The organism is bacterium (genome assembly GCA_030655055.1).
In the GTDB taxonomy this organism is placed as follows: Bacteria; Edwardsbacteria; AC1; order AC1; family EtOH8; genus UBA5202.
Genome location: JAURWH010000074.1, coordinates 1 through 12,044, shown reverse-complemented (window position 1 = coordinate 12,044; position 12,044 = coordinate 1). Strand labels below are relative to the sequence as shown.

Here is a 12,044-nt window from a genome sequence, read left to right as displayed (position 1 = left end):
GCGAAATATCTTCGATCCACTTAAAATGAAGGAACTGGGCTTCACTTACAAGGGGATCGGCCGATGAGGATACTGGTAGCCGGAGGGGCGGGCTTTTTAGGCTCTCACTTGTGCGACCGTCTGCTGGCCGATGGGCATCAGGTGCTGGCGCTGGACAACCTGATCACCGGGAGCCTGGATAACATCAGCCATCTGCAGGGCAGGAGTGATTTCAGTTTCATCAGACAGGATGTCACCAAGCCGTTCAACATAGAAGGGCCGGTGGATTTCATCTTCGACCTGGCCTCGCCGGCCAGCCCCATTGACTTCGTGAAGATACCATTGGAGATCCTGCTGGTGGGGTCTTACGGAGTTCATAACCTGCTGGAGCTGGCCCGGGAGAAGAAGGCCGGGTTCCTTTTGACCTCCACCTCCGAGGTCTACGGCGACCCGCTGGTGCACCCCCAGAGCGAGGATTACTGGGGCAACGTCAATCCCATCGGGCCGCGCAGCGTCTATGACGAGTCCAAGCGCTATGCTGAGGCCCTGACCATGGCCTATCACAGGTTCCATCAGGTCGATACCAGGATCGTCAGGATCTTCAACACCTACGGGCCGCGGATGCGGCTGGACGACGGCAGGGTGGTGCCGGCCCTGATAGACCAATCCCTGCATAACCAGCCGCTGACGGTATTCGGGGACGGCAGCCAGACCCGCAGTTTCTGCTATGTCTCGGACCTGATAGAGGGGATCTATCTGACCATGAAGTCTACGGAACACCAGCCGATAAACCTGGGCAACCCCCACGAGATGTCCATCCTGGAATTCGCCAGGAACATTCAACAATACACCGGCACCAGCGCCCCGATCGAGAATAAACCCCTGCCGGCCGATGACCCAAAAGTAAGGAGGCCCGACATTACCCGGGCCCGGAAGACACTGAACTGGGAGCCGAAGGTCGGCTTTGAAGAAGGGATAAAAAAGACAATAGATTGGTTCTCTAAAAAGGAGGATAAATGAAACTATCGGTCATCATGCCGGTGTACAACGAAAAGGCCACCATCGAAAAGATAATTTCCAGAGTTCTGGCAGTGGAGGTGGAAAAGGAACTGGTGATTGTGGACGATTTTTCCACCGACGGCACCAGGGATATCCTGAAAACCTACGAAGGCCAGCCGGGAATCAAGATCTGCTGGCATCCCCACAATCTGGGCAAGGGCGCTGGCATCCGCACCGGGATCCGGGAATGTACTGGAGATTACATCATCATACAGGACGCCGACCTGGAATATGACCCAAATGATATTTTACACATGGTCCAGATCGCCCAGTTCAAAAATGCCGATGTTGTTTTTGGCAATAGGTTCATGGGCCTTCACACAGGGCTTTACTTTTGGAATGCCCTGGCCAACAAGTTTTTGACATTCATGACCAATCTGGTCTATAATGCCTGGATTGCGGATATGGAAACATGTTATAAACTGGTGCGCCGGGAAAAACTGCAACGATTGACGTTGAAAAGCAAAGGGTTTGACATAGAACCCGAGATAACAGGCAAACTGCTAAAACAGAAATTGAAAATATATGAAGTGCCCATCTCATACGATGGACGGACCTATGAAGAAGGGAAAAAGATACGTGCCCGTGACGGAATCATTGCCCTGTATACTTTACTGAAATATCGTTTCACAGATTAACATTAGAAAAAGGTCTTATGCTTAAGAAAGTCATTACTGTCAGACAGGAAAAGGAAAAAGAATATGTTGTCTGCAATAACTGCGGATCAAATCAGCCTGTAAAATGCTTTATCATTCAGGGATTTCAAATAGTGGACTGTGCCCAATGCGGTTTGCGTTATGTGAACCCCCGGTTGACTGCTGACGCTATCAATGTTCTCTACACTATTGATTATTTTAAAAGCGATGATTCAGTAGTTTACGGTTATGATGATTACATTGCTGAGCATGATACCATCATTAAAACATTCCAAAAGCGGTGGAACGGATTATCCGGTTATCTCCCCACAACCGGTTCAATGCTTGATATTGGCGCAGCCTGTGGTTTTCTGATGGAAGTGGCCAAATTTAACGGCTGGCAGTCCCGGGGGCTTGAAGTATCAGCCGATATGGCTAAGGTGGGTCGCGATAAATACGGGCATGATATTTTGGTAGGGGCTCTGACGAACCCCAAACTTCAACCATCCAGTTATGATCTGATCACTATGTGGGATACCATAGAACACTCCCCTGATCCGATTGGTGACTTGAAAAGAATTGAGATCTTGCTGAAGCCAGGCGGCGTCTTGTCTCTGATTACTCCTGACAGCGGAAGCCTGCATGCCAAAATATTCGGATCAAAATGGGTTGAATATCAGCGGCCACAGGAACATATCTATTTTTTCTCCCATCAATTGCTTGAAACAATATTAAAACAGAATGGATTTGAAATCGTTTGGTCCGGCACGGCCGGTAAATATGTAAGTTGGAAGTTTGCCCTTAATCGATTGCGTTGTTATTGGCCGGGTCTCATAAAAGTAGCTGAGTGGATTATGAAAAGAGCAGGCATATATGAAACATTTACGTATATTGATCCCAAGGATAAGATGTCCATAGTGGCCAGAAAGAAAAAGGAGTAGCAGATGGGCCGGAAATCAAAACAGAATAAAACAGCTTCGTCCCTTGCAATGCCCAAAAGTAAATTGCACCGATTAACGGGCTTTATTGAAAACCACCGCTTATTGGTGTTGATCTCATGTTTAAGCATCGTGCTGTTGGCGGCTCTGATATCTTTTGACCCTAAACAATCCACTGGCGGTGACAACGGCACCTATATTTCACTGACCCGGTCATTGCTGGAGGGTAAAGGTTATCGGGACCTATATATGCCGGGAGAGCCGTATCATCATCAATACCCTTTCGGATATCCTTTATTGTTGACAGCGATCGGCGCGTTTTTCAACCAATCTTTTTTGATATATAATTTGTTTTCGGTAATCTGTCTGATCGCCGGTTGTTGGGTAGTGTATGGATTAATGCACCGAATATCCAGGAGCGAGGGTGATTGGCGGTCAGTATTGCCGGTCATGATTTTGTTGCTGACAGGGCTAAATCCTTCTCTACTTGAATTCTCACACTTGGCCTTGACAGAGATCCCGTATTATTTTTTCAGTTTGGCCGGTTTGTTGCTGATTCTACGGTCTGAACGCGAACAAGGACTGTCCTATTTATTATTGGTCTTGGGACTAATTGTTTCGGCCTACAGCTATTATATTCGCCCCAACGGCATAACCTTACTTGGAGCGATAGTGGTTTATTTTATGTTTCGGCGCAATTGGAAGGCAGTGGTTATTTCCGCAATTATTACGCTACTTTTGTTGTTACCTTGGACCGTTTATAACCATCAAACCGGAAGCGGCATGGGACAATCGGTAAGCATATTTTTCACCAAGGATGTTTACAATCTTGACGCCGGAAGATTGGGGTTTTTTGATATGTTGGAGCGGATGGCGGAAAATTGGCAAATATATTTCGGATCGGTTTTACCGGCAATGTATTTGCCGGTGGCCAGGACAGCGATATCTGGTTTAGCCGGTGGTGGGCGAATTGTCATTGCGGCGATATGCTTTGGACTCCTTATAACCGGGATAGTGACGCAATGGCGCCGTCAAGGGGTGCTTATGGGTTTGTATCTGACGGGATATATGATTTTGACTTTAGTTTGGCATCCCACTGTAAGCAGTGACCGCTATCTTGTCCCAATATATCCGTTGTTGTTGTATTTTAGTTTATTTGGAGTAATTTGGCTGACGAACCAAATTAACATTGTTTTCACTAAAGCCGTCATAACAGTATTGATGATGATACTGCTGATAGCAGCAGTGGCCATTATTCTGCCTGAGGTGGGCAACAATTTGGAGATGCAAAAAGCCTACCGCAAGGGGGATCATTTGGCGGGCTACGATCCAGCCTGGCGCAGTTTCTTCACCGCCGCGGAATGGATCAAAGCCAGCACCCCGGAAAACAGCATCGTGGTTTCCCGCAAGCCGTCGTTGTTCTACCTTTCGGCCCAGAGGAAAACATTCTGCTATCCCTTTACCGCCAACCGGGACTCGGTGTTGAAGGTGATAGACCGGGCCGATTACGTGATGGTGGAGCCGGTCAGCGGCACCGGGCAGAAATACCTGATCCCGGCCATCCAGCCGCTGCTGGACAAGAAATATAAGATAATTTACGCCCAGGGCGAACCGCCCACCTATGTTCTACAGGTAATAAAGTAAGTAAACCCCCGAAAGGAATTACCATGAAAAACCAACAAGGGTTCTCGTTACTGGAATTCCTGGCATCAATGTTCATTGTTCTTGCGCTGGCAACCATCGGATATTCACAGTATGTAACCTCCGCTGAGAATGCCAAGCAAGCGGCAATAATTGCCAATATGCACAGCATACAACTTAGCGCCGAAGATTTTTCCACTCAGGCAGATGGGGTTTATCCCGGCGGCATAAATACTGAGGTTGCCCAAGCGTGTCCTGCTTCTTCCACCAACCATAACGTAATGGCCGGTGCCACCAAACAACCATTCCCGGCGGAAGCGCTGATCCCTGCAGATTTTGTAAATCCGGTTGATTCGACACACGATGCAATAAGAAACGGTCTCTCAAGAAAACCGTTTGGGTGTGTCTATTACTTAGGTTTGGATGCTGACGGTAATCCAGCAGGAGAAGGGAATTATGCTGTTGGTTATAAAATAACGGCTATGGGAGCATATCGTCCATTAATGCTAATATTGACCTACGGTGGAAAGGGGGCCAGTCATGAGAAGAAATAGTGCCGTATTCATTTTTCTGACACTATCTGTTGCCATGGCCTGCGCCGACATCCGGGTCAATGATGATATCAGCAAAACCTGGCAGGGTTGGCCGGCCATAGTCTCCGGAGAGCAGGGAACGGCTTTGATGTGGCAGGAAGACATTGAGGATAGTTCTTTTTTATACCTGCAATGTTTGGATACCGCCGGTGTCCCGATAGGCAGCAATTTAAAACTGGATTCCCCAAAATACCGGATGCTGCCGGCCATCTGTGCAATAGCGAATTCGGGATATGCCGCAGTTTGGATGGAGATAAGCGATTCTTCCAACGGCTGGGATGTATATGGCCAGATGTTTGATGCCAGCGGTGACTCCCTGGCCCCGTCTTTCAAGGTCAACGACGGCAGCCTGGCCGAAAGGTATTGTCCGGATATTGCCTCCGACAGCCAGGGAAATTTTACCGTTATTTGGATGGATTCCCGCAGCGGCTGGGAAATATACGGACAAAGATATTCTGCCTTGAGCAGTCCAGTTGGCGGCAACCTAGCGCTGGGCGATTCAGCGGGGTGTGATCCCAAGATATGCATGAAGCCCGATGGCAATTTTGCCATTACCTGGCAGTCGGAAACCGGCAATATCTTATGGCGCAGGTTTGATCCAATAGGCAATTCCATAAGCAATTCTCTGCGGGTAAACTCTCGCGATGTCAATCTGGATTATGCTCAGCCGGTAATCGCTGTAAACGATTCGGGCAACTACTGCCTCTCATGGAACCGTCTGACGGTTGCGGGTATGGCGATCATGACTCAATTCTGCGATTCCGCCGGAACCCCAGTGGGCACTAATGTGGCGGTGAACGAAGATACCCTGATCTGGGGCGGGCACCCCACCGTGGTCCCGTCTTCCGGCAACCGCTTCGTGGTCGGATGGACCGATGAAAGGGATTGGGTGGACAATTATTGCCAGCGTTTTTACGATTACAACCAGCCGGAAGGCAACAATGCCAAGCTAAGCAGCGGTATGGCCACCGGGGAAAGATACCGGCACAGTCTGGCACTGGCTTCTGATGGGAATGTTTTATCCGCTGTCTGGATGGATCTTCGCGATACCTCGGCCAGTTGGGACATATATGCCCGAAAGACCAGCTATCAGGAACTGGGGGTGGAAGGATATCCGGTTCAGTTAAATCAACCTGGAAGGCCTGCGTTAAATACCGCCGCCTACCCTAATCCTACAAAGGCTCAAATTACCATCCGTTACAGCTTGCATGGGTTTTCCGGTTCTGTTCCGGCCAGTCTTGAAATATTCAATATTTGCGGCCAAAAAGTTGATGAGATCAATCTGGGTTTGAAAAATTCAGGGACCCATAGTTTTAAATTGGGCGATAATGGCGGCAATTCAAGACCTGTTTCCTCAGGGATATATTTTTACAGGTTAACGGCAGGCCCCCTTGTGGGTAAAGGTAAATTCGTAGTTTTAAAATAAAGGATCAATATAATGCCAGATAAGATCAACCTTTCGGTGGTGATACCGGTCTACAACGAGGAAGAGAACATCGCCGAACTTTCGGCGCGGTTAACCAAGGTCTGCCAGGAACTGAAACTCAGCTACGAACTTCTGTTTGTCGATGACGGCAGCCGGGACGGAACAGTAAAGGCGGTGGAAAAGGCCAAGCAAAACGACAAGAATATTTTTGCCGTAAGCCTGGCCAAGAACTCGGGCAAGGCCCAGGCCTATACCGCCGGCTTCGCCGAAGCCAGGGGCGACATAGTGATCACCATGGACGGAGACCTGCAGGATGCCCCGGAGGAGATCCCGAATTTTCTCAAAAAGATCGAAGAGGGCTACGACCTGGTGACTGGCTGGAAGTACACCGGCAAGGGCAAAAGGTCGATTTCCTCAAAACTTTTCAACTGGGTGGCCCGCAAGCTGACCAAATTCCAGGTCCATGATTCCAACTGCCCGTTCAAGGCCTACCGCAACGAGGTGGTCAAGAACCTGAAGGTCTACGGAGACCTATACCGTTTCATTCCGGCCATGGCCTACTGGAAGGGTTACCGGGTGGCCGAGATCAAGGTGGAGAATTATCCCCGCATTCACGGGGTCACCAAATACGGGGCCTCCCGGGCGCTGCGCGGTTTCTTTGACCTGATGACAGTGACCTTCCTGACCCAGTACATCCGGCGGCCCCTGCATTTCTTTGGGCTGGCCGGCCTGGTCGTCGGGAGCATTGGATTTCTGATTGACCTGGTGATCGTGATCGAAGGGCTGATAATAGGCAAAGTGGGGCATCAGGCCCTGCTGCTGCTGGGTTTGGTGCTGATCATCATCAGCGTCCAGTTTATTTTTACCGGATTGCTGGCCGAAATGCTTTTCCGGCTGTATCAGGAACAGGGCAAGGACATTCCGGTCTACCGGAAGATATAAGATCCAAAAGTCAAAGATCAATAAAGAATAGTTTGATAGCTTGTTGAAAAAAAAGAACATCATCATTTTGGGCTCAACCGGTTCCATCGGAACCCAGACCATGGAGGTCGTTGCCAAATACCCCGGTCTTTTCCAGGTGGTAGGGCTGGCGGCCAATTCTCGTTTTGACCTTTTGGCCCGGCAGATAAAACAATTCAAGCCCCGGATGGTCTGCATCGGGGACAAGGCTGCCGGCATGGCGGGGATAGAAGAACCGGGTGCGAGATTCAAATTGGTCAAAGGTCCGCAGGGCTTAAAACAACTGGCTGCGCTCCCCGGAGCCGGCATGGTGGTGAACGCCCTGGTGGGCTCGGCCGGCCTGGAGCCGACCCTGGCAGCGATCCGGGCCGGGCACGACGTGGCCCTGGCCAACAAGGAGACCCTGGTGGCCGGGGGGCAGCTGGTGATGCAGGCGGTCAAAAAGAACCGGGTCAGGCTGCTGCCCATAGACAGCGAGCACGTGGCCCTGCACCAGTGCCTGGACGGCCGGGATGTCAAGACGGTGAAGAACCTGATACTGACGGCCTCGGGCGGGCCATTCCGCAACCACAATCTTAAACAGCTGAACCGGGTCAAATCACGCCACGCTCTTAACCACCCCACCTGGTCCATGGGGCAAAAGGTGACCATTGACTCCGCCACCCTGATGAACAAGGGGCTGGAGATGATAGAGGCCCATTACCTTTTCGGCATCCCGCCGGAACGGATCAAAATAGTCATCCACCCCGAGTCCATTATCCACTCCATGGTGGAGTTCAACGACGGCTCCATCATTGCCCAATTGTCCACGCCCGATATGAGGCTGCCGATCCAATACGCCCTGACCCATCCCCAAAGGCTGCCTTCCCTGGTCAAGGACTGCCGGCTGGACGAACTGGGTAAGCTCACTTTTCATAAACCGGACCGGATGACCTTCAAATGCCTGGACCTGGCCTATCTGGCTTTGAAACGGGGGGGAGTGATCCCGGCGGTGATGAATGCCGCCAACGAGATAGCGGTGCAGGCCTTTTTGGAAGGCAGGATAGGTTTTCTGCAGATCCCGGAATTGATCTCCGGAGTGATGAAAAAACACCAGGCCGCCGTGGTCCGGTCAGTTGCGGATGTCGTTTCCGCCGACCATTCAGCCCGGCTGATGGCGCAGGACGATCTAACCAGTTTCAGGCCAAATAAACATTGACAATCCGGCTCCGGGTCTGTTATTCTTAAATGTTACAGGCGGCCTGAACCCTGCATGTCAGGAGAGCCCGATGCTCAACCAATCAACCAATAACTATCGACCGATATGGATTCAAAAATATTAGAATATATCCTGATAATCCCCCCGGTGCTGTTCGCCATTACCATTCACGAAGTGGCCCACGGGTTCATCGCCTACAAAAGAGGGGACTCCACTGCTTTCCTGATGGGCAGGCTTAACCTTAACCCCCTGAAGCACCTGGATCTTTTCGGCAGTTTCATCTTCCCGGCCATGCTGATTTTTTTCAAGGCTCCGTTTGTGTTTGGCTGGGCCAAGCCGGTGCCGGTGAACTTCTTTGCCCTGAAAAATCCCAAACGGGACATGATCTGGGTCTCGGCGGCCGGGCCGGGCAGCAACCTGCTGGTGGCCGCAGCGGCAGGGCTTTTCTTCCGCCTGCTTTATCCCTTTTACGGGGGGCCGGAGACCATGCTGCATCCGGTGCTGGTGATCCTGTTCTACTTTGTGTTGATAGACACCGCCCTGGCAGTGTTCAACCTGATCCCCATCCCGCCGCTGGACGGCTCCAAGATCCTGGCCGGGCTGCTGCCCGGGCCGCTTTCGGCCAAGTATTTGAGCCTGGAGAAATACGGAATGTTCATCTTCCTGGCGCTGATAATAATCATCCAGCTGACCAGGATCAATTTCCTTTCCTACGTGCTGGCCCTGCCGGTGGTCCTGATCTCGCAGTTCTTCGGAGGTCCGGAGTTGTTCCAATTCATGCCTCGTTAGAAAAACAAAAACCATAAATCAACGGTAATATGCACAATTACAGCAACAAGCATTATCCGGTCCGGGAGGGCCTGGGCCTGATCACGATCAAGGGGATGCTGGCCCGTTCGGCCGGGCTGTATCCCTACAACACTGCCCTCCAGATCAAACGGGGCAGCGAGTTCTACAAGCTTACCTACCGGGACCTCAAAGAACGGTCGGAGCAGCTGGCGGCCGGGCTGTCAAAGAAGGGCATCAAGTTCGGAGACCGGGTGGCTTTGATCGGCGAGAACTGCCCGGAATGGGTGGAGGGCTACATGGCCATAGCCAGCCTGGGGGCGGTGATAGTTCCCCTGGACACCCAGCTTAAGGCCCAGGAGATCCGGCACATCCTGACCGATTCCGAGGCGGTGGCCATATTCGCCACCAATAGTTTCAAGGAAGCGGTGGACGAGGCAACCAGCAAACTTTCCAGCCTGAAGCATTTGTTCTCGTTGAACAATCTTCCGGCTCTATACGAAACGCCGGAACCAAAAGGACTTAAACGTCAGGTCCAGCTGGACGATCTGGCGGCCATCATCTACACCTCCGGCACCACCGGGCAGTCCAAGGGGGTGATGCTGAGCCACAAGAACATCATGTCAGACGTGGACGGAAGCTACCAGATCTTCCATTACGACCATCACGACAATTTCATCTCGGTGCTGCCTCTGCACCACACCTTTGAAGCAACCTGCGGGATGCTGGTCCCCCTGTACGTGGGAGCCACAATTACCTATGCTCAATCTCTGAAGTCTAGGGACATCATCAACGACATCCGGGACAGCCAGGCCACCATGATGGTGGGGGTGCCGCTGCTGTTCGAGAAGATGTACCAGGGCATCACCCGGGCGGTAAAAGAGAAGCCCCTGCTTACCCGGATGGCTTTCAACACCTCCAACGGACTGGTCCGGTCCATCAAGTCTGTCACCGGGAAAAGGGCCGGGGGCAAGGTTTTCCAGTCATTGCGGGAAAAGGCCGGGCTGTCCAGCCTCAGACTTTTCGTTTCGGGCGGAGCAGCCCTGAACGTGGAAGTGGGAAAGGGATTTGAGACCCTGGGTTTCGCAATCGTCCAGGGTTACGGCCTGACCGAATCATCCCCGGTGCTGACCATCAACACCGTCAAGAACCCGGACCACGCCTCGGTGGGGGCACCCGTGGCCTGCGTGGAACTGAAGATCCTCGACCCCGACGGCAACGGGATCGGGGAGATCGCAGCCAAAGGGCCCAACGTGATGATGGGCTATTACAAGAACCCCAAGGCCACCGAGGCGGTAATGCGGGACGGCTGGCTGCTGACCGGTGACCTGGGTTACATCGACAAGCGGGGCTGTCTGTTCATCACCGGCCGGGCCAAGAACCTGATCGTCTCCGCCGCCGGCAAGAACATCTACCCCGAAGAGGTGGAGGCCCAGCTGCTGAACAGCCCGTTCATCACCGAAGCGCTGGTGATCGGCGAAAAGAACCCCCAGACCGATCGGGAGGAGGTTCACGCCATACTCTTTCCCAATTACGAGGCCCTGGATGAATATGCGGCCAAGCACAAGCTTACCCTGGACACGGCCCAGATAGAAAAGCTGTTAAAGGAAGAGGTCAGGCACCAGTGCAGCCACCTGGCCGATTACAAGCGGGTCAAGCATTTCTCCCTGCGGGAGGAGGAGTTTCCCAAGACCACCACCCGCAAGATCAAGCGGTACCTGTTCGTCGGTAAAAAAGTGCAGGTTTAGGACCCCGAAACGCTTCCCAATCCTTCTCCGGCGCGGAGCAAACGGTAAATATTCGGCAAACCCCAAAGCAGGCAATCTCCCAATCAAAAAACAATGGAGGCTTTCAGGCCATGTTGTTCTCCAAGAAAAAAGAAGAAAAGGCGCCCCTCAGCCCCATGGACACCCTCAAAAAGGAGGAGGAAGCCCTGATCACCCAGGTGGAGCAGGGCCGCCGCAGCTATACCTCGCTGGACCAGCTTGTGGCCGACCGCAAGAAGATGCTGGAGGACGTCAACCAGAGGCTGGCCGAATCGCTGGGCGAGGAGATGTCCATGGCCCAGAGGATGGAGGAAGCCCAGGGCAAGCTGGACGACATCAACCGCAAACTGGACGACCGCACCAAGGAGGATTCCAACCTGGCCACCAAGATATGGGAGAAGCGGGCCGAGCTGCTGAAGATAAACCAGCAGATGGGGGAGGACAATAAAAAACTGGCGGCCATAGAGGAAAAGAGCCAGGGCCTGCAGGCCGACCTGATGATGCTGGAGCAGTCCCATTCCGAACAGCAGAGCCAGGCCGACAGCTGGAAGAGCGAGCTGGCCAAGCTGCAGCAGGCCATCCAGGCCCGGCAGGCCGAGCAGGGCGAGGTCGATTCCAGGTTCAAGGAGCATGAGGCCAGGCTGGCCGAAGTGGACGGGACCCTGAAGTCCTGGCAGGACCAGGCGGCCGAGGCCGAAGGCCGGGTCGGCAAATTCAAGGCGGAGGAGGAAGCCTTAAAACAAAAGATCGAAGAGGTCAGCAACCAGCAGGCTGCCATCCTGTCCGACCTGACCATGGCCGAGCAGGAAAAGAGCGACATGCTGGCCGAAGCCCAAAAAAGCCGGGAGGAATCCGAAGCGGTAAGGGCGGAGATCAAGGCCCTGGCTTTGGAAAAAGACGAACTGGCCAAGGGCATAGAAGAGGTCAAGAACTCAGAATCCCAGGTGCTGGAGAGGCATCAGGCCCTTAAGCAGGAAGAGGACCAGATCCGGCAGAGGATCGGCGAACTGCAGGCCCAGGAATCCTCGCTTACCACCAAGGTGGAGGCCCTGAACGGGGCCCT

11 protein-coding genes are annotated in these 12,044 nt (G+C 52.6%); all 11 read left to right on the top strand.

The window, feature by feature from the left end:
• Nucleotides 1-63: 63 nt before the first annotated feature.
• The gene (locus Q7U71_03335) at nt 64-999 is read left to right on the top strand and encodes an SDR family oxidoreductase (protein ID MDO9390788.1); all 936 of its coding nucleotides are present in this window, start codon (nt 64-66) and stop codon (nt 997-999) included.
• Nucleotides 996-1,676 carry a glycosyltransferase family 2 protein gene (locus Q7U71_03330; protein MDO9390787.1) on the top strand — a complete coding sequence of 227 codons (681 nt, stop codon included), beginning with the start codon at nt 996-998 and terminating at the stop codon, nt 1,674-1,676. Before Q7U71_03335 ends, Q7U71_03330 begins: the two co-directional genes overlap by 4 nt.
• A 17-nt stretch (nt 1,677-1,693) precedes the next feature.
• Nucleotides 1,694-2,614: a class I SAM-dependent methyltransferase gene (locus Q7U71_03325; protein ID MDO9390786.1), complete on the top strand. Its 921-nt coding sequence runs from the start codon at nt 1,694-1,696 to the stop codon at nt 2,612-2,614.
• 1,218 nt (nt 2,615-3,832) lie between these two features.
• Nucleotides 3,833-4,255, top strand: a complete 423-nt coding sequence (locus Q7U71_03320) for a hypothetical protein (GenBank protein MDO9390785.1) — start codon at nt 3,833-3,835, stop codon at nt 4,253-4,255.
• A 23-nt stretch (nt 4,256-4,278) separates the two neighbouring features.
• The gene (locus Q7U71_03315; protein MDO9390784.1) at nt 4,279-4,806 is read left to right on the top strand and encodes a type II secretion system protein; all 528 of its coding nucleotides are present in this window, start codon (nt 4,279-4,281) and stop codon (nt 4,804-4,806) included.
• Nucleotides 4,807-5,041: 235 nt separating this feature from the next.
• Nucleotides 5,042-6,271 (top strand): T9SS type A sorting domain-containing protein, encoded by a 1,230-nt coding sequence (locus Q7U71_03310; protein ID MDO9390783.1) that lies wholly within the window; start codon nt 5,042-5,044, stop codon nt 6,269-6,271.
• A gap of 12 nt (nt 6,272-6,283) precedes the next feature.
• Entirely contained in the window at nt 6,284-7,213 is a 930-nt protein-coding gene (locus tag Q7U71_03305; protein ID MDO9390782.1) for a glycosyltransferase family 2 protein, read from the top strand.
• A gap of 43 nt (nt 7,214-7,256) precedes the next feature.
• Nucleotides 7,257-8,429, top strand: a complete 1,173-nt coding sequence (locus tag Q7U71_03300) for a 1-deoxy-D-xylulose-5-phosphate reductoisomerase (GenBank protein ID MDO9390781.1) — start codon at nt 7,257-7,259, stop codon at nt 8,427-8,429.
• Nucleotides 8,430-8,534: 105 nt separating this feature from the next.
• Complete coding sequence (locus Q7U71_03295) at nt 8,535-9,218, top strand: site-2 protease family protein (GenBank protein MDO9390780.1); 684 nt, start codon at nt 8,535-8,537, stop codon at nt 9,216-9,218.
• A gap of 29 nt (nt 9,219-9,247) precedes the next feature.
• Nucleotides 9,248-10,963 (top strand): AMP-dependent synthetase/ligase, encoded by a 1,716-nt coding sequence (locus Q7U71_03290; protein MDO9390779.1) that lies wholly within the window; start codon nt 9,248-9,250, stop codon nt 10,961-10,963.
• Nucleotides 10,964-11,073: 110 nt separating this feature from the next.
• On the top strand, nt 11,074-12,044 hold a 971-nt coding region (locus Q7U71_03285), incomplete at its 3' end, for a hypothetical protein (GenBank protein ID MDO9390778.1).